We start from the raw sequence: 25,560 nt of genomic DNA on the forward strand, positions 1-25,560 counted from the left end.
CCGCCCGGCCCGACGCGCTGGCTGCCGGCGGGTCGTACGCTGTGCCGGTGCGCACCCGGCCGACCCTGAGCGACGTCGCGCGCGAAGCGGGCGTGTCCCTCGCCACCGCCTCCCGCGCGATCAACGGCTCCCCCACGCGCACCGTGCGGGCCGACCTGCGCGAGCGGGTGCTCGAGGCCGCCGCCCGGCTCGAGTACACCCCCGACGCGAACGCCCAGGCGATGGCACGCGGCCAGACGACGTCGGTCGGCCTCGTCGTGCACGACGTCGCGGACCCGTACTTCTCGACGATCGCCGCCGGCGTGACCGCCGCCGCTGACGACGTCGGCCTCGCCGTCACCCTCGCCGAGACCCGGCACGACCCGCGGCGGGAGGTCGACCTCGTCGAGCTCCTCCACCGCCAGCGCGCCCGGGCCATCGTGCTCGCGGGCGGGCGGCTCGGCGGCGCCGACCGCGCCGAGGAGCTCACCCGCGCGATCGCCGGGCACCGGCGGTCCGGCGGCGGCGTCGCGCTCATCGGCCAGCCGCTCCCCGAGGTGCCGGCCGTGGCGCTGGACAACTCCGGCGGCGCCGCCGCGCTCGCGCGGGCGCTGCACGACGCCGGGCACCGCCGGTTCGGTGTGATCGCCGGCCCCGCCGACCACCTCACCGCACGGCACCGCCAGGCGGGGTTCCGGGAGGCGCTCGCGGAGCTCGGCACGGCCGCGGCGCCCGAGCACGTCGTGCCGTCGGAGTTCAGCCGCGACGGCGGGTACGCCGGGATGACGGCGCTCCTGCCGCACCTGGGCGAGCTGGACGTGGTCTTCGCGGTCACCGACCTCATGGCGGTCGGGGCGATGGCGGCGGTGCGCGATGCGGGGCTCACGGTCCCGACCGACGTCGGAGTCGCCGGGTTCGACGACATCCCGACGCTGCGCGACATCACCCCCGGGCTCACGACGGTCCGGGTCCCCCTCCGCGAGATCGGGGCGCAGGCGCTGCAGCTCGCGCTCGCCCTGGAGCAGGAACCACGGGTGGTCGTCGTGCGGGGCGAGGTCGTGCTGCGCGACTCGACAGCGCGCCCCTGACCCACCTTCGCGAGAGGCTCGTGGCCCCACCGCGAGAGGTTCGTGGCGCCACCGCGAGAGGTTCGTGGCGCTGTACTCCGCGACTGCGCTCGGGCAGGCTGGCGGCGTGGCCACAGCACCGCACCTCCTCGAACCGGTGCCGAGCCCCGGCACGACGACCGACCCGACGCCTGCCGCGCCAGGCGTGACGCTCTGGGCGTCCGACGCCCCGGGCACCCGAGCCCCGTGGGCCGCGTACGCCACCGAGGTCCTGGCGCACGCCGGGATCGCCCACACAGTCTCGTCCGACGCCAGCGGCGTCGTCCTCGTCACGTCGCCCGTCACCGACGACGACGACGCCGCTCGGCTCAGCGTGTTCGTCGCGGCCGGCGGAGCGCTCGTCATCGCGACGGCGCCCGGCGCGCTCGCGGCCCTGGCCGGGGTCGAGGAGGGCGCGACCGTGGAGACCGCCCGGGTGGCGGTCGTGCCGGACGAGGCCTGGACGCACCTGCCGCCGCGACCGCTGCGCGCCGTGGGCGGTGTCGAGCTCACCCCCGCACCGGGCACCCGCACGCTCGCCACCTGGCCGGGCGGAGCGGCGGCGGCGACCGCCCGGACGCACGGCGGCGGCGTCGTCCTCATGTTCGGCGCCGATCTCCTGCAGTCCGTCGTCCGCATCCAGCAGGGCTACCCCGTGACGCAGGACGCCGCGCCGGCGTCCGACGGCACCGCCCCGCGCGACGACGGCGTCCTCAAGACCGAGGACGGGATGGCGCTCGACCTCGAGACGGACCGCGCCCTCCCGCCCGGCGCACCCCCGGTCGGCACCGACTACGGGCACACGCTGCCCGCGCCGTCGCCGGTGCCGATGGTGGACGTCCCGTACGCCGACTGGTGGCGTTCACTCCTGCTGCAGGCGATCTGGTGGGGCGCCGACGCCACCGATGCCGCGGTGCCCTGGCTCGGCTACTGGCCGTCGGGACTCGAGGGGATCGCGCACATGTCGCACGACTCCGACCACAACGAGGCCGCCGACGGCCGCGCGGCTCTCGACGCGTTCGCCGCGGCCGACGTGCGCGTGACCTGGTGCCACATCTACCCCGGCGGATACCCGGCCGAGATGTACGAGGAGATCGCCGCGGCCGGGCACGAGCACGCCCTGCACTACGACGCCATGCACGGTGACGCCCTCACCTCGTGGGGCCGGCCGCAGCTGCGCGCGCAGCACGCGTGGGCGCAGGCGGTCACCGGCCGCGAGCGCATCGTCTCGAACAAGAACCACTGCACGCGATGGGAGGGCTGGTCGGAGCTCTACGCCTGGTGCGAGCAGGTGGGCATCGAGATCGAGGCCTCCCGCGGCCCGAGCAAGCAGGGGCTCGTCGGGTTCCCGTTCGGCACCGCGCACGTCGCGTTCCCCCTCGCCGACGACGGCGTCCGCCGGCACGACGTGCTGATGCTGCCGCTCCACGCGCAGGACCTCGCCTGGGCGGCGCACCCCAGCGTGCGCGACGTGATCCTGGACGGCGCGCAGGAGCAGCACGGGGTCGCGCACTTCCTGTTCCACGGCCCGCACCTGCGGCGGCCCGCGACCCGCGCGGAGTGCCTGGCCCTCGCCGACGCCGCACGCGAGCGCGGCCTGGAGTGGTGGACGTCGGACCGCATCAACTCGTGGGAGCGGAGCCGGCGCGGCGTGCGGGTCACGACGGCGCACGACGGCGGACGGCGGGTGCTGCGGGTCGACGCGGCGGCGCCGGTGGCGGGAGCGTCGATCCTGCTCCCGCCGCGGCTCGCGCCGGAGGGCGTGCCCGTCACGCACGTCACCCGGCACGGCCGCGCGTTCGTGCAGCTCGTCACAGACCTGCCCGCGGGGACCACGACGTGGACCCTCGAGCCGTGAGGTCAGGCCCGGACGTCACGCACCGGCGGTGAGCGCGGTCTCGGAGAACGTCAGCCCCCCGTAGTTGTGGATCTCGTTCGCCTCCTGGTGCCCGTCGACGGCCAGTCCCACGTACGCCTTCTCGGCCAGCGCGATCTCGGCCGTGCCCACGTCGTGCCACGTGACGCCGTCGGCGGAGATCGCCCCGGCGACGAGCGTCCCGGTACGCCGCAGCCGCAGCCAGTACGGCGCCGCGATCGGGTACTCCTCGGCTCTGGCGGGGAACTGGGTCCACTCGGCGGCGGCGCGTTCCGTGGCCCGCGTCACCACACGGGAGACGAGTCCGTTCCCGACCCAGGTGAGCGCGAGCGTCGCGCTCGGCGCCGACGGACCCAGCCCGCGGCGGATCATCAGGCCGCCGAGCAGCTCCGGGTACGCCTTGCGGTAGGAGTCCACGCGCGTGACGAGCTCGCCGTCGCCCACCAGCTCGCGGTACACGAACTGACAGGTGTCGGCGGTGCCGCCGATCGAGCCCGAGCCGCGCACGGCGATCGTCCGGGGTGTGCCGTCCGCCCCGAGCTCCGCGCCGACGGCGCCCGCGGCACCGCGGATCGGGACGCCGCCGAGGTCGTGCGAGCGCCACGGGCCGAGGTCGGTGCCCCGCACCACGTGCACGGCGATCGCGGAGGAGCCGGTGGCGGATCCCGTGGCGTCGATCGCCGTCGCTGTGACGTAGTGCGTGCCCTCCGGCGCGTCGGCCCAGGTCACGGCGTAGGGCGGCGCAGATGCCGTGCCGAGGAGCCGGTCGCCGGCGCGGACCTCGACGGCGGCGATCCTGGCGCCCTGCCCTCTCGCGACGGCCCGCACCGTGAGGGCCGTCGTCGCCCCGGGGTCGGCGCTGCGCAGCCGGACGACGGAGTCGAGCACCGGGGAGACGATCCGCACCTCCGGGTTGGGCGCGCCGATCGCCGTGATCGAGTTCAGGTACCGCTCGAGGTTCGTGTAGCCATCGTCCCCGACGGCGGAGCCGTCGCTCGGGTCGAACGGGTCGAGGCCGTGGGCGATCTCCCACTCGTCGGGGATCCCGTCGCCGTCGGTGTCGAGCAGGGCCGGGGCGGAGTGCAGCTCCGGCCACCCGCCCACCTCGGACTGCGAGTTGATGTGGCGTCCCCGGCCGGCACGCACGTCGGCGACGATCCGCGCGTCGACGGCGTCGCGGCGCGGCAGGATCGCGCCCACGCCGTCGAGCACCCGATCGAGGGCGACGGCGGCGTCGTCGGTCTCGACGCCGTCGGACAGGGTGGCGGGTGCGTCGAGCCGGATGTAGGGCACGTCGCCGTGCACGCCGAGCCAGTTGTCGGCGGTGACGTCGGGGAACCCCTCGACGACGTTGCCGTCGACGAACCAGTCCCCGGGTCCCCCGAGGTTGGTGATGACGGGCTCGACGATGCGCCCCTCCACCTCGGTGAGCGTGTTCGGGCCGGGCCGGTAGTAGTTGCCGATCATGTTGATGCCGTCGGAGCTCTCGCCCCCGTAGGAGGAGTTGAAGCCCCAGTTGTAGATCACGTTGTTGCGGTGGTCGACGAGCAGCGGGGCGTCCACGCCGCTGTCCGCCCGCGGCGCGAACCGCGGGTTGCGGTTCGTGTGATGGGCGATGAGGTTGTGGTGGTACGTGACGTTGTCGCCGCCCCAGATGCCGCCGTAGCCGTGGCGCCCCTTGTGGTTGACCGACATGGTCAGGCTCTCCGCGACGAGGCACCACTGCACCGTGACGTTGACGTTCTCGTACACGGAGAGCGCCTCGTCGGTGCTCCAGGTGAGCGAGCAGTGGTCGATCACGACGTCCTGGGTGCGGCGCGCCCACATCGCGTCCTCCTCGACGCCCGTGACGTCGCCCATGCGGCACCGCAGGTAGCGGACGACGACGTTGCTGCCGGCGACGCGGGTGGGGTAGCCGGCGATGCAGATGCCGTCACCGGGCGCCGTCTGGCCGGCGACGGTGACGTTCGAACCCTTGATGTCGAGCCGGGAGGCCAGCTCGATCGTGCCCGAGACGGCGAAGACGACCGTCCTGTTGCTGGCAGAGACGGCGTCGCGGAGCGATCCCGGGCCGGAGTCGGCGAGCGTCGTGACCACGTACACGCTCCCGCCGCGACCCCCCGTGACCCAGCGGCCGCAGCCCTCGGCACCCGGGAACGCGGGGACGCGCACGGCGTCGTCCGCCTGGGCTGTCTGGAGACCGACCGGCGCCAGGGCGGCGCCGACGCCGAGCGCCGCGCCGATCGAGAACGTGCGGCGGGTGACCGAGAGGCTGGAGTCGGATGACGGCGGTTGCTGCAAGTTGGTCACGAGTCCTCCTTGACGTTGACGTCCTTGCATCATTCCGAGTGCACGGTATTGAAGTCAACGCCTAAGGCGATTGTGGCCTGGTCATAACTTGCAGCAAGAAGGCGCGGGCCCGCGTCCGGTCACCCGGGCGGGAGTGACACCGGGGCGGAGCGATGGCCGGCGGGCCCGACACCTCAGGCGAGCTGCGCCGCCAGGGCGGCAGCGCCGTCGTCGTCGACGATCCCGTCGGCCACGACGACGGCCCAGGCCTGCCGGCTGCTGGACCCGACGGGCACGGTGCGCGGCGCATCCCAGGCCAGGGCGAGCCCGACGCCCGGGTAGCCGGCGACCCGGACGAACCACGGGTCGTCGCCCTCGCGTCGCACGAACACGAGCGTGAACGGCCCCTCCGCCCCCGTGGCCGACCACGCGAGCCACGGGTCGCGCGAGCCGTGCACGCCCTCCTCGCCCCGCGCCGTCGCGGTGCGCACGTCGGGGTCGGAGCATGCGGCGACGCGCCAGAACAGACCGCCGTACCCGGCGCCGTCGCGACCGTTGCTCGCCGGACTGCCCAGCACGAGGGGCTGCTCGCCCGCGGGAGCGACCTGCGACGCCATCTCGAGCACCCGCACGGCGTCGTCGCGGGTCGTCGGCAGGCTCCGCACCGCGAGGGTGCGCGACTCGTGCGCCAGCTCCTCACCGGACGAGGACAGCCACGTGAGCCGTTCGACGACGCCGCTGGCCTCGTGCTGGTCGAAGGCGTCGTGGCGCATCCGGCCGTTGTCGCCACGCCAGCGGTATCCCTCGCCCAGGCGGAACGTGCCGCCTCCCCACAGGTTCGAGCTGCCCACGCCCGCCGAGACGTCGGGCACCGCGACACCCGCCCCGAGGTGCCACGCGTGGTCCGAGGGGGCGACGTCGGTCGTGACGACGCCGTTCGGTGTCCACACGGGGTGGAGGAACGGGCGCGGGCTCACGCCCTGCTCGAGCACGTCGCCGGCGACGTACCTCGCCACCGGCCGGGCGCCGTCGTCCTCCAGCTCCGCGAGCACGCGTTCGGACCGCGCCCACGGCGCGCCGAGCGCGGCGAACGTCGCGAGCTCGGAACCGACCCTGCCGCACCACTCCTCGATGTCGGCGATGACCGGGTGCGCGTCCGGGCCGGAGCCGTGCCAGGTGACGACCTCGTCGGGCATGCGGGCCGGCTCCGGCCCGACGCGCAGCGCCTCGAGCACCCGCATGAACGCGCCCGCGTTCGCGATCGGGTTGAGCAGCTCCGCACCGGTGCCGACGTGCGCGAGCAGGTTCTCGAGCAGCGAGTCGCGCTCGACGGCGATCTCCTCGCGACCCTGCGGCGTCGTGACGACGACGACGTCCCGTCCGTAGTAGAACGCGATCTCGCCCGCGGTCCCGAGCACCGTCACGACGGGGTCGCTGTGGGTGGGAGCGCACGTCGTGAGGCCGAGCGCGAGCCGGGTCCCACGGGTGGTGGTGACGACGACGGCGGTCGTGTCGTCGGTCTCGATCGGGTGGGCGCGGTACGGGTCGACGGTGAGCGCGGCGACGTCCTCGGCGCGCGAGGATCCGTCGAGGGCGAACGCGATGTCGACGGAGTGTGCGAGCGGGTTCGTGGTCACGCCGTCCATGACGATGCGGCCGTCGAGCACGCGGTGGCCGGCCCACGGCGCGCGGTCGTAGTACGCCTGCGTGCGCACCCACGTGCCGACGCCGCCGATCCCGCGGACGTCACCGATCCGGCCGTCCGCCACGAGCTCGCGCACAAGGGAGACGCCGTGGCTGCCGCGCGCCTGGAAACCGACCTGCACGGCACGACCGCACGCCGCGGCGTGGTCCCGGAGCGCCTCGAACTCCGCGAACGACGCCGTGGGCGGCTTCTCCAGGTACACGTGGGCACCGGCGGTGAGGGCCGCCGTCGCGATCGGGGCGTGCGTGTCGATCGGCGTGGCGATCGTGACGACGTCGGGGACCCCCTGCGCGAACAGGTCCTCGAGCGTCGCGAACCGTGGCGTGCCGGCGGGGATCTCCTGGACGTCGTCGGTCGGCGCCGGGTCGACGACGCCGGCGAACCGCGCGCGACCCTCGGCGACGAGCGTCGCGACGGCCACGGCGTGGTTGCGGCCGTACCCACGGGCGCCGACGACGGCGATGCTCGGCGTGCTCGGTGTGCTGGGCGCTGAAGTCATGGTCGCCACCCTAGGGGGAACGCGGCCCGAGGGTAAGCGCCTTCCGGGATCGCCGGACGCGGCACGTCCCGGACCGGGACCGCGGCACGGGACACCGGCGCGGCGAACCCCAGCGGACGGATAGGGTCGCCACGGCACCAGTCGTCGCGAGCCCCTTCGAAGGATCATGACCACCACCACATCGCCCTCGTCCCCTCCCCTGCGCGCCGGCGTCATCGGCCTCGGCTGGGCCGGACAGCAGCACGTCAACGCGTACGCCGCCGCGCCCGGCGTCGAGCTCGTCGCCCTCGCCGCGAAGGAGGAGGAGCTGCTCGCCTCGATCGGTGACGCGCACGGCGTCGCCGGACGGTTCACCGACTGGCAGCAGATGCTCGCCGAGGCGGACCTCGACGTCGTCAGCATCGCGACGCCCACGTTCCTGCACTCTCCGATGACGGTCGCCGCGCTCGAGGCCGGCCTCCACGTGCTGTGCGAGAAGCCGATGGCGGAGAACGCGACGGCGGCGGCGCGCATGGTCGCGGCCGCCGAGTCCGCCGGACGCGTGCTCGACATCGCGTTCAACCACCGGCAGCGCGGGGACGTGGCGGCACTCCGCTCGGTGGTCGAGTCCGGGGTGCTCGGCAAGATCTACTACGCCAAGGCCGGCTGGCTGCGCCGGCAGGGCATCCCCGGCCTCGGGACCTGGTTCACGCGTGCCGACAGCGCGGGCGGCGGCGCGATGATGGACATCGGTGTGCACATGCTCGACATGGCGCTCCACCTCATGGGCGAGCCGACGGTGACCGCCGCCTCCGCGTCCACGCACGCGGAGTTCGGTCCGCTCGGGCGCGGCGGCTCCGGGTTCGGCATCAGCACGGTCGAGGAGGGTGTGCCGTTCGAGGTCGAGGACCTCGCGACGGCGTTCCTGCGGCTCGACGGCGGCGGCACGCTCCTGCTGGAGTCGAGCTGGGCGCAGTGGATCCCGTACGACCAGTGCTACGTCGCGCTCTACGGGTCCGACGGCGGCGCCAGCGTCGAGTGGGGCGGCTCGGCCCAGGAGCCGTACCAGCGGCTGCACGTGTGGACCGAGGTGGCCGGTGTGCCGGCCGAGCTGCAGCCGGCCGTCGGACCGCACGGGCAGCACGCTGCGTCAGTGACGCAGTTCCTGGCGAAGGTGCGCTCCGGCGACGCCGCCGCCCACACCGGTGCGCAGGCGTTGGCGCGGGCTCGCGTGCTCGACGCGTGCTACGCGTCGGCGGCTTCTGGCGCCGAGGTCCCGGTCGGCTGACCCTGCGCCGTGTGGTCGGTCCCCTGACCCCGACCGTGTGGTTGGTCCCCTGAACCTCGAGCTCGCGGGACCAACCCCACAGTCGACCCCTCGCTGACCTCCCCGAGCCCGCGACCGTGTGGTTGGTCCCGCGAGCAGCGAGTTCGAGGGACCAACCACACCCTCGACCCCCTCGCCGACCCTCCCCGAGACCCCGACCGTGTGGTTGGTCCCCTGAACCTCGAGCCCGAGGGACCAACCCCACCGTCGACCCCTTCGCCGACCTGCCCCAGACGCCGACCGTGTGGTTGGTCCCGCGAGCAGCGAGTTCGAGGGACCAACCACACGGTCGAACCCGAACCCGATCCCGAACCCGACCCCGGCTCCGATTCCGACCGCGGTTCGGGCCTCGACGCCGAACCCGAAACCCGACCGCGGCTCCGACTCCGGCCGCGACCCCGACCCCGAGCTGGCGCACCGGCCCCTTGACCGCCGGAAAGCGCATTCCCTAGACTCCGACCTATGACCACCCGCACCCTGCGCATCGCCATGAACGGCATCACCGGCCGCATGGGCTACCGCCAGCACCTGCTCCGCTCGATCCTGCCGATCCGGGACGCGGGCGGCCTCGACCTCCCCGACGGCACCCGCCTCGCCGTCGAACCGGTGCTCGTCGGCCGCAACGAGGAGCGCATCCGCCGGATCGCCGAGCAGCACGACGTCAAGGAGTGGTCCACCGACCTCGACGCGGTCCTCGCGGACCCGAGCATCGACGTCTACTTCGACTCCCAGGTCACCTCGCAGCGCGTCGCGGCGCTCACGAAGGCGATCGACGCCGGCAAGCACATCTACACCGAGAAGCCGACCGCGGAGCGCCTCGACGAGGCCATCGACCTCGCGAAGCGGGGCGCGGCGAGTGGGCTCACGATCGGCGTCGTGCACGACAAGCTCTACCTGCCCGGCCTCGTCAAGCTGCGGAGGCTCGTGGACGAGGGCTTCTTCGGCCGCATCCTGTCGTTGCGGGGCGAGTTCGGGTACTGGGTCTTCGAGGGGGAGATCCAGAGCGCCCAGCGCCCGAGCTGGAACTACCGCGCCGAGGACGGCGGCGGTATCACCACCGACATGTTCTGCCACTGGAACTACGTGCTGGAGGGCATCGTCGGCCGGGTCCGCACCGTGAGCGCGCAGACCGCCACCCACATCCCCACCCGCTGGGACGAGCGCGGCGAGGCGTACCCCGCCACCGCCGACGACGCCGCGTACGGCACGTTCCAGCTCACGACTCCCGACGGCGACGACGTCGTCGCCCAGATCAACTCCTCCTGGGCGGTGCGCGTGCACCGCGACGAGCTCGTCGAGTTCCAGGTCGACGGCACGCACGGCTCGGCGGTCGCCGGCCTGTTCGGCTGCGTCGCGCAGCAGCGCGCCCACACGCCGCGCCCGGTGTGGAACCCGGACCTCCCCACCACGGAGCGCTTCCGCGAGCAGTGGCTCGACGTCCCCGACAACGCCGAGGTCACCAACGGCTTCCGCGTGCAGTGGGAGGAGTTCCTGCGCGACGTCGCCGCGGGGCGTCCGCACCGCTACGACCTCCTCTCCGCCGCGCGCGGGGTGCAGCTCGCCGAGCTGGGCCTCGCGAGCTCCGCGCAGGGCCGGCGGCTCGACGTCCCGGAGATCGTGCTGTGACGGCGACGACGGCGCCCGGCGGCGAGGTGAGTCCGTCACCCGCCGCGGAGCTCCCCGGCAGCGGGTTCCACGTCGATCTCCCGACGGCCGACGGCGGCTGGGAGCATCGCGAGGTCCGCGTGCCTGGGCCGTGGACGACGCCGGATCGTCCGCTCACGTCGCGGGTCGCCTTCGCCGCGGCGCACGTCGTGCCGCGCGCGGCCGCCGACAACACGCCGGGGGCGCCCGCCGACGTCGACTGGGACGCCACGCTCGCGTTCCGGCACCGGATCTGGGACCACGGGCTCGGCGTCGCCGACGCGATGGACACCGCACAGCGGGGCATGGGCCTGGACTGGGCCGCCACCGGCGAGCTCGTCCGCCGCTCGTCGGCCGAGGCCCGGGGCCGCGGGGCGCAGATCGCGTGCGGCGCCGGCACCGACCAGCTGGACCCCGCCACGTACGCCCCCGGCGTCGACCCCGCAGCGGCGCTGGACGCCGTGGTCACCGCGTACCGCGAGCAGGTCGCTCTCGTCCAGGACGCCGGCGCGCAGGTCGTCCTCATGGCCTCCCGGGCTCTCGCGGCCGCGGCGCGCGATCCCGAGGACTACGCCGAGGTGTACGACGCCGTGCTCGAGGACGTCGAGGCACCGGCGATCCTGCACTGGCTCGGCCCCATGTTCGACCCGGCCCTCGAGGGCTACTGGGGCGCGACGGACGTGGCGTCAGCGACGAACGTGTTCGTCGATCTCGTGCGCGCGCATGCCGATCGGATCGACGGCGTCAAGGTCAGCCTCCTCGACGCCGAGCACGAGGTGGCGCTGCGCCGCCGCCTCGCCGCGATCGACGTACAGGGACACCCTGTGCGGTTGTACACGGGCGACGACTTCAACTATCCCGAGCTCATCCTCGGCGACGAGCTGGGCCACTCGGACGCCCTGCTGGGCATCTTCGCGGCGATCTTCCCGGCCGCGTCCACGGCGCTGCAGGCCCTCGACGCGGGCAGCGGCGTCCGGGCCCGCACGATCCTCGACTCCACGCAGGCGCTCGGCCGGCACGTCTTCGCGGCGCCGACGTACTACTACAAGACCGGCATCGCGTTCTGGTCCTGGCTGAACGGCTTCCAGCAGGGGTTCCAGCTGGTCGGCGGCCTGCACGCGGGCCGGTCCGCCGTCCACCTCGTCGAGCTGTTCCGGCTCGCCGACGACGCCGGCCTCCTGCTCGACCCCGCCCTCGCCGCGAGCAGGATGCACGCGTTCCTCGACGTGAACGGGCTCGAGCCGTGACCGGAGCGGGCCTCGAGCGCCTCTCCCTCAACACGGCGACGGTCAAGCGCGCGACTCTCGGCGAGGCCGTGGACGTCGCAGCGCGCGCCGGGTACGGCGCCGTCGGACTGTGGCGCGACCGCGTCGAGGAGGCGGGGGTCGCCCCGACCGCACGGATCGTGCGCGACGCCGGCCTGCGGGTCTCGTCCCTGTGCCGCGGCGGGTTCCTGACGGCGTCGACCGACGACGGCGTCCGCGCGGCTCTCGACGACAACCGTCGGGCGATCGACGACGCGGCAGCGGTGGGGACGACCGAGCTCGTCATGGTCGTGGGCGGGCTGCCCGCCAGCGGCGAGCCCGGTGGCCCGCCGCGCGAGGGCGCCGCACCCGGCGACCGTGACGTCGTCGCCGCCCGCGCCCGCGTCGCGGACCGCCTCGCCGACCTCGCCCCCCACGCGGCCGACGCCGGCGTCCGCCTCGCCCTCGAGCCGCTGCACCCGATGTTCGCCGCGGACCGGGCGGTCATCTCGACGCTCGCCCAGGCCCTGGACCTCGCCGCGCCGCACCCGGCGGACGTCGTCGGCGTCGTCGTCGACACCTACCACGTGTGGTGGGACCCCGCCCTGGAGACGTCGGTCGCGAGAGCCGGCGCGGAGCGCCGGATCGCGTCGTACCAGGTCTGCGACTGGAACCTGCCGCTCGCCGCCGACCCGCTCCTCTCCCGCGGCTACCCGGGCGACGGCTACGTCGACTTCCCGGCGATCACGCGCCTGGTGGCCGACGCCGGCTACGACGGCGACGTCGAGTGCGAGATCTTCCACGCCGACGTGTGGGCGACGCCGGCAGCGGACGTGGCCCGGATCGTCGCCGAGCGGTACGCCACGCACGTGGCACCGCACCTGACCCGAGGGTGACGGGTCAGGTGCGGCACCGGACGGGCGAGAGCGGGTGGCTCAGCCCATCCCCTTGAAGTCGTCCTCGAAGTCCTCGACGAGGCCGTTCTTCCACTTGCGCACCTTCTGCATCGAATAGGCGAAGACGGTCTTCGGTTCGAGGGTGACGAGCGCGTCCTCGTCGCGTCCGCCGCCCTTCGTCGACGTCACCGTCAGGCCGAGGCCGTCGACGATCTCCGCGACGACCGACCCCGCGCTCGTGCCGGCCGCGCTGAACGACTCTGCGATCTGACCGGACACGACGACCCACACGCCGTCGACGACCCTCCCGTCGTTCCCCTCCTTGTCCAGCTCCTTGCGGGCGTGGTCCGCCTCGGTGTTGAGGATCCGCTTGAGCGGCGAGGCCTCGACGACGAAGTGCAGCAGCTCGAGCTGCGCGCTCTTCGCCTTGCCGTAGTCCGCCGTCATGGCGGCCGTGGCCCCGTACTCGAAGTACTTCACCTCGCCCTGGGCCTCGTAGTCCGCCTCGGTCTGCCTCGACCAGTCGATGCGCGCCCGGTTGATGCGCCGGACGTGACCCCGCAGGAGCGAGGGAGCGATGCGCCCCTCGGCCGCGAGGTACGCCTTCGCGCCGATGGGATCCTTCTTCTCGCCCCACGACCCGAGCGTCACTGCCGGCGCGTTGCCCCGGAAGTACCGCTGCGTGCCGTAGACGAACACGTGCTTGCCGACTCTCGTTTCCATGTCTCCACTGCTTTCGGTGTGGCCGGGCCCTGGAGCGGGTCCGGCTGGAGACACGACGCTAGGAATCGGCAGCCAGGGGCCGACACCGTAGGGACTACTCAGATCCGGGCTCGGCACTACCCAGCGTCCGGGCGGACTGCTCATGCCGGCGGAACGTCGCCACCGCGTCGCGGCGGGAGGGGACGCCGAGCGCGGCGAGGACGTCGGCCACGTGGTTGTCGACCGTGCGACGCGACAGGTACAGGCAGTCGGCGATCTCAGGGCTGGTGAGCCCCCGCGCCACCAGGCCGAGGATCTCGTGCTGCCGCGGCGTCAGCCCGAGCGCGGTCGTCGCGCGGGCGGGCGCACTGCGGCGGGGGACCGGCCCGACACCCCGGACCCGGAGATCCTGGCGCACCCGGTCCGCCGTCGCCCGGGCGCCGAGCCGATCGAGGATCGTCACGCCGCGGCCCGCGATCGCCGGATCGTCCGACTCGGCGAGCTCGAGCGCGCACTCGTAGGGGTTGCCCGCCTCCTCCCACGCGGCCGCCGACGCCGCGTGGTCCCCCCGGATGCCCGCCGCGAACCCCTCGGGACAGCCCGGGAACACCTCGACGTCGTCCCCGGCGCGGCGCAGGTACCGCAGGACCTCGCCCCCGAGGTACCGGAGGTGGCCCTGGGCGGCGACGTCGAGGGCATGCTCGCCGAGCGAGCGCACGGCACCCGGATCGCGGCGCAGCCAGGCACGCTCGGTGCGGATCGCCGCGACGGGCGCGATCCGGCGGACCTGGCCGGTGGCGAGGGCCAGCGGCCACGCCTCGTCCACGAGCCGGTCGCCGTCCGCGTCGCCGCGGCGCAGCAGGATGCGTCCGAGAAAGGCCAGCGGGAGCGGGTTGATCGCCGCCCCGAGGTCGACCTGGAGGAGGGGGCGCAGCGCCGCCTCGGCGGCGTCCCACCGGCCCTGGAGCGTGTGGGCGTGCGCCCGGATCGCCACGCCGTGAAGGCGGAGGAGGTCGAACCCGTGCTCCGACGCCACGCGGTCGGTCAGGTCCAGCCACTCGAGCGCTTCCGCCACGCGGCCCCACCAGACGAGCGTGACGGCCATGGCGCCCGTCGCGCGGGCATAAGGCTCGGGGGCGTCGAGCAGCGCCAGCGTCTCGACCGAGCGCCGCAGCGTGCTGAGCGCCTCGGCGTCCTCCCCCAGCCCGGCCAGGGCGATGCCGAGATGCATGTCCGACCGCGCCGCGATCAGGCGTTCCCCGAGGTCGACGGCCATCGCCCGCGCGCGCTCGGCACTCCCCATCGCCGACTCGCTGTCGCCGGCGATCGACTGCAGGTTCGCGAGCATCTCGTGCGCGGTCGCGAGCAGAGGGCTCGCGCCGGCGGGCTCGAGCACCTCGAGCGCACGCCGCACCTGCGCCAGAGAGCTGTCCGGGCGGGCGACCATCGTCTGCATCCGGGCCGAGGTGAGCAGGGCGGCGCCGTACTGGGGATCGGACGGATCGCGCCGTTCCCAGATCGCGACCGCACGATTCGCGCTCCGCGCGGCGTCGGGCAGGCGGCCCGCGGCGTACAGCGCGCGTGCGGCGATGCCGTGCAGCTCAGCCTGCTCCGCGTGGGTGAGCAGGTCCGGACGGCGGAGCGCCAGGCCGCAGATCGTCACCGCCTCGCGGTGCGCGTCGCCGTGGGCGGCGGACCTGGCCGCCTCGGGCGCGTGCCGGGCGACGGCGTCGTCCTCCGACGCCAGGACGGCGTGGTGCAGGAGCACCGCCGGGTCGGCGCGTCGGTCCTCGAACGCGCCGAGGATGCGGCGGTGCAGGTGGACGCGCCGGCTCTGGGGCAGCGACGCCTCCAGCGCCCGCCGCGCGATGTCGTGGCGGAACGCGACGCGGCCCTCGGTGACGCGCACGAGCCCGCTCCGCTCGGCCCGCTCCAGGCTGGCGGTGACGTCTGCGGCGAGCCCGTCGAACAGGCCGAGGTCGGCGTCCCGCGGGACGAGCGCCAGCATCTCGAGGAGGTCCCTGGTCGGGGCAGGCAGCCCGTGCACGCGCCCGACGATCGCGTCGCGCACCGCGCCGGGCAGGTCCGAGTCCGGCGCGGCGAGCACCTCGGTCAGGTAGAACGGGTTCCCGCCCAGACCCGCGAGCCGAGCCGGATCGAGCCCCGAACGTTCCGCGAGAGCCGCCACGGCACCTTCGGACAACCCGTGCAGCTCGAGCCGGTGGACGTGCGCCCCGACCAGGACGCCGAGCGCCCGGCGCATCGGGTGGTCCGCACCGACCTCGTCGGGGCGGTACGCGAGCACGAGCACGAGCGGGAGCGTCTCGGCCCGGCGACCGAGCGACCGGAGAACCTCGAACGTCGCCGCGTCGGCGAGGTGGGCGTCGTCGACCACGAGGGCGAGCGGCCCGGGGCCGGCCCGAGCCTCCGCCTCGACGGCCGCGAGCGCGGCTCCGGGTTCGTGCAGGTCGCGCACGTCCGGGAACATCTCCCGCAGCGGCCCGAGCGTTCGGGCGGCGACGAGGTCCTCGGCGAGACCGACACGTGACCGGACGCCGTCGGCGTCCGCGAGGAACCGGCGGACGAGGCTGGTCTTGCCGACACCGGCCTCACCGGTGATGAGGACGACGCCTCCCTCGCCTTGGCGCGCGCGATCGACGACGGCGGCCAGCACCGCCAGCTCCCGCTCGCGTTCGAGCAGCTGCGGCCCCGTCACCGCACCGCTTCCGGTCACCCGCGACCTCCCCGGCGTCCGGTGTCCATCCTTCCGCGCGTCGGCCGCTGGGTCATCAGGGTTTTCCCGGCTCGGCCCCCAGCTCGCCCCGGCTCCGCGATCAGGGGCTCACCGCGCTCAGGGCCTCAGACCGGCGCCGTCTCCACCCGGCCCGCGACGCCGTCGCCCAGGAACGTCGCCAGCGCGCACCCCTCCGCCTCGACGTCGTCCCGCTCGGTGCGCGAGAACCGGCGCAGCTGTTCCACCTTCACGGTGACGGCGCCGTCGTCGTCCGTCGTGGTGGTCCACGAGCCCGCGACCCGGCCGTCGACGAGCACGAACCGCGTGCCGAGGACGCTGAGCCCGCGGTGCGAGGCGTCGATGAGGCGGGAGCGGTCGTCGTAGCCGAGGACGGCGTTGTCGAACGCGGGCAGGAAGCGAGGCGGTGCCGGCGTGTCCGGATCGGGGAGGTCGAGGCCGTCGACGTCGAGCAGCTCGCGGCCCCGCTCGTCGCGGTAGCTGCGCAGCTGCGGCCGCAGCCGCGCGATGACGGCCGGCAGCCCGGTGAGTCCGGACCACGCACGGACGTCGGCGCTCGCCGCGGGACCGTACGCGCGGAGGTAGCGCAGGACGACGTCGTCGAGCTCCACGGCAGCGGGGGCGTCGGGTGTGGGGTCCGGCCCCCACCACGCGTCGTACGTCGTGAGCCGGGCACGCCCGCTGGCCGCCGGGTCGCCCCACACCCCGCGCGGCGGCACCTGGACGAGCGGCACCCCGCTGGACAGGGCGTCCGCGAGATCACGGACCGAGACCTCGGGCCACCGGTCGGCGAGCGCCCGTGCCACGTCGCCCGAGATGCACGGCTCCTGCTCGAACAGCGCCGCGCCAGCGGCGGCCAGCTCGACCAGGTCGACGCCGGGCATCCGCGGGCCGAGCGTCCCGCGCACCCGCGCGAGGAGCATCACCTCGTGGAGCGGCCGCAGCCCGCGCACGTCGTCGGCCGCGAGGAGGTGCAGCGTGCGGCGCATCATGAGGGCGCGGGCCGCCTCCTTGCGTTCGAGCAGCCCGGCGAGATCCGCGGGGGCGAACGCTGCGAGGCGCGACCAGAGCCCGGTGTACGGCTCGAGCGGCTCCTGCGCCTGGATGCCCACGAGGTGCGCGATCGCGTCCAGCGCCGTCCGGTCCTGCCGCGCGAGCAGCCACTGGCGATCGAGCGTCGCTCGGTTGAGAGTGCGTGCGTCGAGCGTCGTCACGTGCCTACTGTGCCAGCGAGAACCGACATCTCACGGCCCGCCGACCGTGCGCCTCCGGGTCACGACGCCATGTCCTCGCTGACGCGCCACGCGTTCGCGAGCACGGTGAGCACCGGGTTCACGCCGCCGTTCGTGACGTGCGTCGACGCGTCGACGACGCGCACGTTCGCGTGTCCCCACACGCGCCCGGTCGGGTCCACCACCGAGCGCGCCGGGTCGTCGCCCATGCGGCACGTGCCGGCCTGGTGCTGCCCGGTGCTCGGCCCGCCCCCGGCCCGCATCGGACGGTTCGGCACGACGGCGGCGGCGCCGCTCGCCTCGAGCCACGCCGCGGCGCGGGCGGTGAGCTCGTCGTGCATCCGCCGGTCCTCGTCGTGCACCGTTCCGGCGAGGCGGACGACGGCGTTGCCGAAGCGGTCCCGCACGTCGGGGTCGAGGCGCACGCGTGACGACGCCGACGTCACTTCCTGCACCGGCCCGACGACGCGCTGCACGCGCCGGAACAGCTCCCGCATCCCGCGCGCGGCGCGCGGCCCCGTCGCCGGGAGGAGGCCCGCGTCCACCAGGTGCGTGTACGTCGTCGCCGGGGTGGGCACGAACTCGTTCGCGATCATCCCGCCGCCCACGAACCCGGCGTTGCCGTGCCGGAAGTCGGTCGTCGCTATCGCCGGGCCCGGGCCGACGAGGTCCACGACCTCGTCGTCGAACACCCCGAGCGCGCCCGCGTACACGTGCCCCTGCAGGTGCCGCCCGACCTGGTCGGCGCCGTTGCCGACGCCGTCGGGCTCGACGTCGGACGTCGACGCGAGCAGCAGGCGCGCCGTCTCCGTCGCCCCGGCGGCGAGGACCACCTCACCCGCCGCCACCTCGCGACGCCAGACGGCGCCGTCGTCGTCAGCACCCACGAGCGCGACGCCGACGACGGCGCCGGCACCGTTCGTCACGAGCCGCTCCACGGCGGTCCCGGCCAGCAGCGTGGTGCGGCCGGTGGCGAGCGCCCGGGGCAGCACCGTGTTGTGGGTTCCGGCGCGCGCCTCGACCGGGCAGGCGAACCCGACGCACTGCGCGCAGCGCAGGCACGCCGACCGCCCGGCGTACGGGACGGAGTTGGCCAGCAGCGGGACGGCGAGCGTGCCCCAGCCCAGCGCGCGGGCACCGGCGGCGAGCACGGCGGCCGACCGCGTGTCCGACAGCGGCGGCATCGGGTAGGGCCGCGAGCGCTCACGGATCCACGGGTCGCCCGCGACCCCGCTGACGCCCAGCTCCCACTCGACCCGGGTGTAGTACGGCTCCAGGTCGTCGTACGTGAGGGGCCAGTCGGCGAGCGCGCTGCCGTCGGGGACGCCGTAGGTCGAGGCCATGGCGAGGTCCTCGGGGCAGAAGCGCCACGCCTGGGCGCCGTACACGCGCGTGCCGCCGCCGAAGGTCGACGCGTTGTTCCCCCACCCGGCGTCGTGCGGCAGGAGCGTCATGACGTCGCCGGAGCGCTCGAGCGTGCGCGGTCGGCCGGCGGACGGCAGGTCCGCGAGCGAGGCGAACCCGAGGCCGATCCGCGGGTTGCGCAGGTGGTCGTGGGCGATCGCGGACGCGGATGGAGCCTCGCCCGCCTCGACCACGAGCACCCGGCGTCCCGCCGCGGCCAGCACGTACGCCGCGACGCCGCCTCCCGCACCCGACCCGACCACGACGACGTCGTAGCGCGGCGCGAGATCGGCCGGGCTGGCGAACGCCTCGGGCGGGACCGGCGGCGCCGGCAGTGGGTCGGGCCACCCACCCGGAGGGCCGGGCTCCCAGTCGACCTGCGCCCAGGCGTCGGAGGCGGCCATCCCGCCGCCGCCCGCGGCGTAGTAGCCAGCGGCGACGAGCCGCACGAGCCAGGCGGCGTCGGCGTCCTGCGCCGCGGCGGCGTCCACCAGCGGCGTGAGCTCGGCGGCCGCGAGGTCCGCGAGAGGGGCGCCGGCGCCCTGGCTCTCCACCGCGCGGACCGCCGCATCGATCCGGGGCGACCAGTCGGGGCGCTCGCGCACCAGCGTCGCGAGGTAGGCAGCGCTCCCGGACCGGGTGGCGGACGGGTGCGCGTCGTCGCCGGGGACGACGGCGTCGGCGATCGCGTCGAGCGCCGTGCGGTGCGCTGCCCCGGCGCTCGGCTCGTTCACGCCGTCTCCCCCGCGGCGAGGCGGTAGACCCGCTCCGCCGTCGCCCGGTCGATCGCGGCGCGCTCGTCCTCGGTGAGCTCAGCCGTCAGCTCGTCGTAGGCGAGCACCCAGCGCGCGTACCCGCCCGCGAGGTTCACCACCGGCCAGTCCGAGCCGAACACCAGCCGGCCCGGTCCGAACGTGTCGAGCGCATGGACGACGGCGGGGCGCAGGTCGGCCGTCGACCATCCGTCCCAGCGCGCCTCCGTCACGAGCCCCGACACCTTCGCGACGACGTTCGGCGCCTCGGCGAGCGCGCTCAGGTCGCGGCGCCACGCCGCCAGGTCGCCGCCGGCGAGATCGGGTTTCCCGAGGTGGTCGAGCACGAGCCGGACCTGGGGCACCTCGCGCGCGAGGCGCACGACCTGCGGCAGCTGCTCGTGCCGGATCACGACGTCGAACGCGAGACCCGCGTCGGCGACGGCCGCGACGCCCCGCCGCACCTCGGGCCGGTCGAGGAAGCCCGGGTCGTCCTCCCCCTGCACCTGGTGGCGCACGCCGACGAGAGCCTCGCCGCCGGGCGAGCGACGCATCGCGGCGAGCCGTGCGGCGACGTCGTCGGCGGCGAGATCGACCCACCCGACCACGCCGGCGATCAGCCGATCGGTCGCCGCGAGCGCGAGCAGGTCGAGCGTCTCGGCCTCGGAGCTGACCGTCTCGACGACGACGGCGCGGCTGACGCCCTCGGCCGCGGCGAGCGGGGCCAGGTCGGAGATGCCGAAGTCCGCGTCGATCGCCGCCATCGACCCGGGGTCGATCCAGTGTTGCGGGTGGCGCGCACGGTCCCACACGTGGTGGTGTGCGTCGACGCGTCGTCGCTCAGTCGGCACGCACCGACCCTACCGAGCCCGGGAGCCCGCGACCGTCAGTGCGTGACCGCCTTCTCGGCGCCGGCGCCGGTGAGCGACCGCACCTCCATCTCCGCGTACTTCGGGGCGTTGAACTCCTTCGACAGCCGCGCCCCCAGCCACCCGAAGAAGAACCCGGCGGGGATCGAGATGATGCCCGGGTTGTCCAGCGGGAACCAGTGGAAGTCCACGCCGTCGAGCATCGACGCGCTCCGCCCGGTGGCGGGATTGTCGGGCTTGCCCGAGACCACCGGCGAGAACACGATGAGCGTGACGGCGGTGATGAGGCCGCCGTAGATCGCCCAGACCGCACCGCGCGTGTTGAACCGCTTCCAGAACAGCGAGTACAGGATCACCGGGAGATTCGCGCTCGCGGCGACGGCGAACGCGAGCGCCACGAGGAACGCGATGTTCTGCCCGTTCGCGAGCACGCCGCCGACGATCGCGACGGCACCGACGACGAGCGCCGTCGATCGCGCGACCCGCACCTCCTTCTGCGGGCTGACGTCGCCCTTCTTGATCACGTTGGCGTACACGTCGTGCGAGAACGACGCCGACGCCGTGATCGTCAGACCCGCGACCACGGCCAGGATGGTCGCGAACGCGACGGCGGAGATGAACCCGAGCAGGAGAGTCCCGCCGAGCTCGTAGGCGAGCAGCGGTGCCGCGGAGTTCACACCGCCCGGCGCCGCCAGGATCTCGTCGGCACCCACCAGCGCGCCGGCGCCGTAGCCCAGCACGAGCGTGAATAGATAGAACAGCCCGATGAGCGCGATCGCCCAGGTCACGGACTTCCGCGCCGCCTTCGCGGACGGCACCGTGTAGAAGCGCATGAGCACGTGCGGCAGCCCGGCGGTACCGAGCACGAGGGCCAGCGCGAGGGAGATGAAGTCGACCTTCGTCAGCGCGGACGCGCCGTACTGGTTCATGGGCTCGAGCAGGTGCGCGCCCTCGGCTCCCGCGGCGTCGACGGCGGCACCGAGCACGGCCGACAGGTTGAAGTCGTACTTCGCGAGGATCCACAGCGTCATGCCGCCGGCCCCCGCGATGAGCAGCACCGCCTTGACGATCTGCACCCAGGTCGTGCCCTTCATCCCGCCGACCAGCACGTAGAAGACCATGATCGCGCCGACGACGGCGATCACCAGCGACTGCCCTCCGCGATCGGTGATGCCCAGCAGCAGCGCCACGAGGCCGCCCGCCCCGGCCATCTGCGCGAGGAGATAGAAGAACGAGACCGCGAGGGTCGACGTCGCCGCCGCCATCCGCACCGGACGCTGCCGCATGCGGAACGACAGGACGTCCGCCATCGTGAACCGGCCGGTGTTGCGCAGGAGCTCCGCGACGAGCAGGAGCGCGACGAGCCAGGCGACGAGGAACCCGATCGAGTACAGGAACCCGTCGTAGCCGTAGACGGCGATCGCGCCGGCGATGCCGAGGAACGACGCCGCTGAGAGGTAGTCGCCAGCGATCGCTATCCCGTTCTGCTGGCCGGTGAACGCCCGTCCGCCGGCGTAGAAGTCGGCTGTCGTGCGGTTGTTGCGGGAGGCGCGGATGACGATGATCAGGGTCAGTGCGACGAAGCCGCCGAAGATCGCGATGTTGACGACCGGGCTGCCGATGTCCATCAGATCTCGCCCCTCTCCATCTCGTCGCGGATCCGGTCAGCCGCCGGATCGAGGCTGCGGTTCGCGTGGCGCACGTAGAGCCACGTGATGAGGAACGTGCTCACGAACTGCCCGAGCCCGAGCAGCAGCCCGACGTTGACGTTTCCCCACACGGGCGTCGACATGAAGTCGACGGCGTACGTGGACAGCAGCACGTAGAGCAGGTACCAGGCGAGGAAGGCGCCGGTCATCGGGAAGGCGAAGGTGCGGAACCGTCGGCGCAGCTCCTGGAACTCCGGCGACGCCTGCACGCGTTCGTACTCCTCGGGCGACAGCGCGATCGGTGGCGCGCCCGCAGGCGGGTCGGCTGGGGTTGTCACATCGGGCTCCCTCGCTCGAGACGGCGGGCCAGGTGGCAAGCACCCCCGCCGCGGAGTGTGATCGGCGTCACGCTATGGCCGGCGTCGTGCTCGGTGCGAGGGAGCGCGCGGCCCCTCTCGTCGGACGGTGGCACCCGGTCGACGGACGTCGCACGAGCCGCGACGAACGGTCGGTCCCGTACGACGAACGGTCAGCTGCGCTGCCGGCGGAAGCGGGCCTCCGGGTCGAAGTCGCCGCGGTCGAGATGCACGTCCTCCGGGGTGTGCAGCCGCACCATCGAGCGACGCATCCCGACGGGCACCCGGCCCGGCGTCGCGAGCGACACGACGATCATCGTCGCGAACGCGAGAGGGACCGACCAGGCGGCGGGCTGGGCCAGCAGGGCCCCGGCGACTCCGGGTGGGGCTCCGGACACGATGGTCACGAGGACGGCGGCGGACGACGCCCCGCCGCCCACCGCCAGCCCGGCGAGGGCTCCGACGTCGGTGAGGCGCCGCCACCAGATCCCGAGCACGAGGAGCGGGCAGAACGACGACGCGGCGACGGCGAAGGCCAGCCCGACGACGTCGGCGATCCCCAGCGTCGGACCGAGCAGGGCGCCGCACACGGGTGCGACGAGCGCGAGCACGGCCCCGATCCGGAACGCGGTGACGGGCGAGCGCACCCGAGCCGCGAGCATGTCCTGCGAGATCACGCCGGCCACGCTCACCGTGAGCCCGGACGCCGTCGAGAGGAACGCGGCGAACGCGCCGGCCGTGACGAGCACCGTGAGCGCCTCACCCCCGGGACCGTCGACGAGGGCGCCCGGCAGCAGCAGCACGACCGCCTCCGTGCGGCCGGTGAGCAGGAGCTCCGGGGTGTAGAGGCGGCCGAGCGCGCCGTAGATCGTGGGGAACAGGTAGAAGACGCCGAGGAGCCCGAGGACGGTCAGCGTCGTGCGCCGCGCCGCCCGGCCGTCCGGGTTCGTGTAGAACCGCACGAGCACGTGCGGCAGCCCCATCGTGCCGAGGAACAGGGCGAGGATGAGCGAGTACGTGGCGTACAGGGGGTACTCGGAGGCCCCCTGCAGCGGCAGCGTCCACGCCTCGCCGTCCAGCGGGCGGAGCTGCTCGGCGTGCGGGACGGGCGTGCCGGGCTCGAGCACCAGGGTGGTCCCGGCGCCGATCTCGACCGTGCCCGGCTCGAGCGTGACGGTCCCGGCCACGGGGTCGCCGTCGAGCGTGCCGTCGACGGTCAGCGTCGTGGTGTCGGCGACGTCGAGCAGCACCGGGGTGCTCACGCGCACGGTGGTCTGCTCGACGGCACGGACCGGCCCGTCGGGGGCGACGTCGGGAGCCCCGTCCGCCCGCCAGACGACGATGAGCACGAGCGCGGGGATCGCGATCGCGGTGAGCTTGAGCCAGTACTGGAACGCCTGGACGAGCGTGATGCTGCGCATCCCGCCGATGACCACCGACCCCAGGACGACGCCGGCCACCGTGAGCGGGCCCACCCAGTGCGGCGCGCCGGTGACCGTGGTGAGGGTCAGGCCGGCGGCGTGCAACTGGGGCAGGAGGTAGAGCCACCCGATGGCGACGACGAGCAGCGTCGCCGCGCGGCGAACCCGGATGGACTCGAGCCGCGACTCCGCGAAGTCCGGCAGCGTGTACGCGCCCGACCGCCGCAGCGGTGCCGCCACGAGCACGAGCAGCAGGAGATAGCCCGCCGCGTAGCCGACCGGGAACCACAGCATGTCGGCGCCGTAGGCGAGCACGAGGCCGGCGATCCCGAGGAACGAGGCGGCCGACAGGTACTCGCCGCCGATCGCCGACGCGTTCCACCACGGTGTGACGGACCTCGAGGCCACGTAGAAGTCGCTCGTGGTGCGCGAGGCGCGCAGCCCGAACGCGCCCACGAGGAGCGTGAGCAGTGCCGTGCCCACGATGGCGACCACGCCGAGGGCTGAGCTCACGGGCTCACCCGCTCACTCGCTCACCCGACCCACTGGCTCACCGGCTCACCGGCGGTCGACCAGCTCGGCGAAGTCCCTCTCGACCCGCTCCGCCTGGCGCACGTAGATCCAGGCGACGCCCACCAGCAGCGGGTAGACGCCGGCGCCGAGGATCAGCCACGGCATGCCGATGCCGAGCACCGTCCGCTGCGCGGTCTCCGGCGCGAGCGCGAACACGAGCGGCAGGGCGGCGAGCAACCCGAACGTCACGCCGGCCACGGTCAGCCCGAGCCGGAGCTGCGTGCGGACGAGCGAGCGCATGTACACGTCGCCGAGGTGCGTCTGCTCGTCGATGTCGGCGGTCGCGGCTCGACGCCGGGCGCGGGCGGGGTGCCGACGCGGCCCGGTCACCGTGACGCGCTGGTTCATCGCGCCTCCCTCCCTCGCGGGGCGTACGCGGGCGGCCCGCTCCCGGGACCCGTGCGCGCTCCCGCCCGCGCTCCGGCGTCGCCGCGGCGCAGCAGCGACTCGCGCAGGTCGCGAGCGTGTCGCCGGCTCACGGGCAGCGTCTGCCCCGCGACGACGACGGACCAGTGCCCGGAGTCGGAGTGCAGCTCGCGCACGTGCGCGAGCTGCACCAGATGGCTGCGGTGGATGCGCACGAAGCCGGCGTCGACCCACCGCTCGGCGAGCGTGCTGAGCGGGATGCGCACGAGATGCTCGCCCTGCGGCGTGTGCAACCGGGCGTAGTCGCCGTGCGCGCTGACGAACAGGACGTCGCCGCGGCGCACGAACCGGGTGACGCCGGCGAGCTCGACGGCGATCGTCTCGCCGTCGGCCTCCTGCTCGACGACGGCGCCCGCCGCGGCCGCGCGGCGCACCGCGGCGGCGAGCCGCTCGGGGCGGTACGGCTTCATCACGTAGTCGACGGCGCGGACGTCGAACGCGTCGACGGCGTGCTCGTCGTAGGCGGTGACGAACACGATGGCCGGGGGGTGCGCGAACCGGGCGAGCACGCGGGCGAGGTCCAGACCGGACAGGACGGGCGTACGGATGTCGAGGACCGCGACGTCGACGTCCTGGGTCTCCAGCAGGCGGAGCGCCGCCGCGCCGTCGCTCGCCGTCAGCACGCGACCCACGAGCTCGTCCGCCTCGAGCAGGTAGGCGAGCTCCCGCAGGGCCGGCGGCTCGTCGTCGACGGCGAGGACCGTGAGCATGCTCGCGAGCCTAGCGAGCGAGACTCCGACAGCGAGGAACGAGCGCAGGAGGATCGCGACCGAGAAGAACGGCGAGACTCCGACAGCGAGGAACGAGCGCAGGAGGATCGCGACCGACGGCAGCGAGCGAGACTCCGACAGCGAGTGGCGCCGATCCGCGGCCGGCACGT

Annotated in this window: 18 protein-coding genes; 6 read left to right on the forward strand and 12 right to left on the reverse strand. The window is 74.3% G+C overall.

Annotated elements, in window-relative coordinates:
* Nucleotides 1–47 precede the first annotated feature (47 nt).
* Together BCAV_RS16920 and BCAV_RS21760 are read left to right on the forward strand one after the other, a co-directional pair.
* Nucleotides 48–1,067 (forward strand): LacI family DNA-binding transcriptional regulator, encoded by a 1,020-nt coding sequence (locus BCAV_RS16920; RefSeq protein ID WP_144016812.1) that lies wholly within the window; start codon nucleotides 48–50, stop codon nucleotides 1,065–1,067.
* A 106-nt stretch (nucleotides 1,068–1,173) separates the two neighbouring features.
* On the forward strand, nucleotides 1,174–2,943 hold the full coding sequence (locus tag BCAV_RS21760; protein WP_144016813.1) for a polysaccharide deacetylase family protein: 1,770 nt from the start codon (nucleotides 1,174–1,176) through the stop codon (nucleotides 2,941–2,943).
* Between the two features lie 15 nt (nucleotides 2,944–2,958).
* Here BCAV_RS21760 and BCAV_RS16930 read toward each other — a convergent pair whose 3' ends face one another.
* Nucleotides 2,959–5,271, reverse strand: a complete 2,313-nt coding sequence (locus BCAV_RS16930) for an Ig-like domain-containing protein (RefSeq protein WP_015883841.1) — start codon at nucleotides 5,269–5,271, stop codon at nucleotides 2,959–2,961.
* A 173-nt stretch (nucleotides 5,272–5,444) separates the two neighbouring features.
* Nucleotides 5,445–7,454: a DUF6807 family protein gene (locus tag BCAV_RS16935; RefSeq protein ID WP_015883842.1), complete on the reverse strand. Its 2,010-nt coding sequence runs from the start codon at nucleotides 7,452–7,454 to the stop codon at nucleotides 5,445–5,447.
* Between the two features lie 166 nt (nucleotides 7,455–7,620).
* Between BCAV_RS16935 and BCAV_RS16940 the strand changes: the two genes are divergently transcribed.
* The 4 genes from BCAV_RS16940 (at nucleotide 7,621) to BCAV_RS16955 (ending at nucleotide 12,544) form a co-directional block, all read left to right on the forward strand.
* A complete protein-coding gene (locus BCAV_RS16940) occupies nucleotides 7,621–8,721 on the forward strand; it encodes a Gfo/Idh/MocA family protein (RefSeq protein ID WP_015883843.1) in 1,101 nt (366 codons plus the stop codon).
* Nucleotides 8,722–9,222: 501 nt separating this feature from the next.
* Nucleotides 9,223–10,386, forward strand: a complete 1,164-nt coding sequence (locus tag BCAV_RS16945; RefSeq protein ID WP_015883844.1) for a Gfo/Idh/MocA family protein — start codon at nucleotides 9,223–9,225, stop codon at nucleotides 10,384–10,386.
* Between the two features lie 26 nt (nucleotides 10,387–10,412).
* The gene (locus BCAV_RS16950) at nucleotides 10,413–11,651 is read left to right on the forward strand and encodes a dihydrodipicolinate synthase family protein (RefSeq protein WP_043350337.1); all 1,239 of its coding nucleotides are present in this window, start codon (nucleotides 10,413–10,415) and stop codon (nucleotides 11,649–11,651) included.
* On the forward strand, nucleotides 11,648–12,544 hold the full coding sequence (locus tag BCAV_RS16955; protein WP_015883846.1) for a sugar phosphate isomerase/epimerase family protein: 897 nt from the start codon (nucleotides 11,648–11,650) through the stop codon (nucleotides 12,542–12,544). Before BCAV_RS16950 ends, BCAV_RS16955 begins: the two co-directional genes overlap by 4 nt.
* 39 nt (nucleotides 12,545–12,583) lie before the next feature.
* Here the strand turns inward: BCAV_RS16955 and BCAV_RS16960 are convergent, their stop codons facing one another.
* The 10 genes from BCAV_RS16960 to BCAV_RS17005 form a co-directional block, all read right to left on the reverse strand.
* Nucleotides 12,584–13,267 (reverse strand): hypothetical protein, encoded by a 684-nt coding sequence (locus BCAV_RS16960; RefSeq protein WP_015883847.1) that lies wholly within the window; start codon nucleotides 13,265–13,267, stop codon nucleotides 12,584–12,586.
* Between the two features lie 94 nt (nucleotides 13,268–13,361).
* A complete protein-coding gene (locus BCAV_RS16965) occupies nucleotides 13,362–15,980 on the reverse strand; it encodes an ATP-binding protein (RefSeq protein WP_015883848.1) in 2,619 nt (872 codons plus the stop codon).
* A gap of 125 nt (nucleotides 15,981–16,105) precedes the next feature.
* Nucleotides 16,106–17,212 (reverse strand): winged helix DNA-binding domain-containing protein, encoded by a 1,107-nt coding sequence (locus BCAV_RS16970; protein ID WP_015883849.1) that lies wholly within the window; start codon nucleotides 17,210–17,212, stop codon nucleotides 16,106–16,108.
* Between the two features lie 59 nt (nucleotides 17,213–17,271).
* Nucleotides 17,272–19,368 carry a GMC oxidoreductase gene (locus tag BCAV_RS16975; protein ID WP_015883850.1) on the reverse strand — a complete coding sequence of 699 codons (2,097 nt, stop codon included), beginning with the start codon at nucleotides 19,366–19,368 and terminating at the stop codon, nucleotides 17,272–17,274.
* The gene (locus BCAV_RS16980; RefSeq protein ID WP_043347430.1) at nucleotides 19,365–20,237 is read right to left on the reverse strand and encodes an amidohydrolase family protein; all 873 of its coding nucleotides are present in this window, start codon (nucleotides 20,235–20,237) and stop codon (nucleotides 19,365–19,367) included. Before BCAV_RS16980 ends, BCAV_RS16975 begins: the two co-directional genes overlap by 4 nt.
* Nucleotides 20,238–20,272: 35 nt before the next feature.
* On the reverse strand, nucleotides 20,273–21,883 hold the full coding sequence (locus tag BCAV_RS16985) for a solute symporter family protein (RefSeq protein ID WP_015883852.1): 1,611 nt from the start codon (nucleotides 21,881–21,883) through the stop codon (nucleotides 20,273–20,275).
* Complete coding sequence (locus tag BCAV_RS16990; protein WP_015883853.1) at nucleotides 21,883–22,242, reverse strand: DUF485 domain-containing protein; 360 nt, start codon at nucleotides 22,240–22,242, stop codon at nucleotides 21,883–21,885. The genes BCAV_RS16985 and BCAV_RS16990 overlap by 1 nt, the downstream gene beginning before the upstream one ends.
* A gap of 191 nt (nucleotides 22,243–22,433) precedes the next feature.
* On the reverse strand, nucleotides 22,434–24,194 hold the full coding sequence (locus BCAV_RS16995; protein WP_043347434.1) for a sodium/solute symporter: 1,761 nt from the start codon (nucleotides 24,192–24,194) through the stop codon (nucleotides 22,434–22,436).
* A 45-nt stretch (nucleotides 24,195–24,239) separates the two neighbouring features.
* Nucleotides 24,240–24,602, reverse strand: coding sequence for a DUF485 domain-containing protein (locus BCAV_RS17000; RefSeq protein ID WP_015883855.1), 363 nt, complete (start codon nucleotides 24,600–24,602; stop codon nucleotides 24,240–24,242).
* A complete protein-coding gene (locus BCAV_RS17005) occupies nucleotides 24,599–25,558 on the reverse strand; it encodes a LytR/AlgR family response regulator transcription factor (RefSeq protein ID WP_015883856.1) in 960 nt (319 codons plus the stop codon). Before BCAV_RS17005 ends, BCAV_RS17000 begins: the two co-directional genes overlap by 4 nt.
* Nucleotides 25,559–25,560 lie beyond the last annotated feature (2 nt).

The sequence above is a fragment of the Beutenbergia cavernae DSM 12333 genome, assembly GCF_000023105.1.
Taxonomy (GTDB): Bacteria; Actinomycetota; Actinomycetes; order Actinomycetales; family Beutenbergiaceae; genus Beutenbergia; species Beutenbergia cavernae.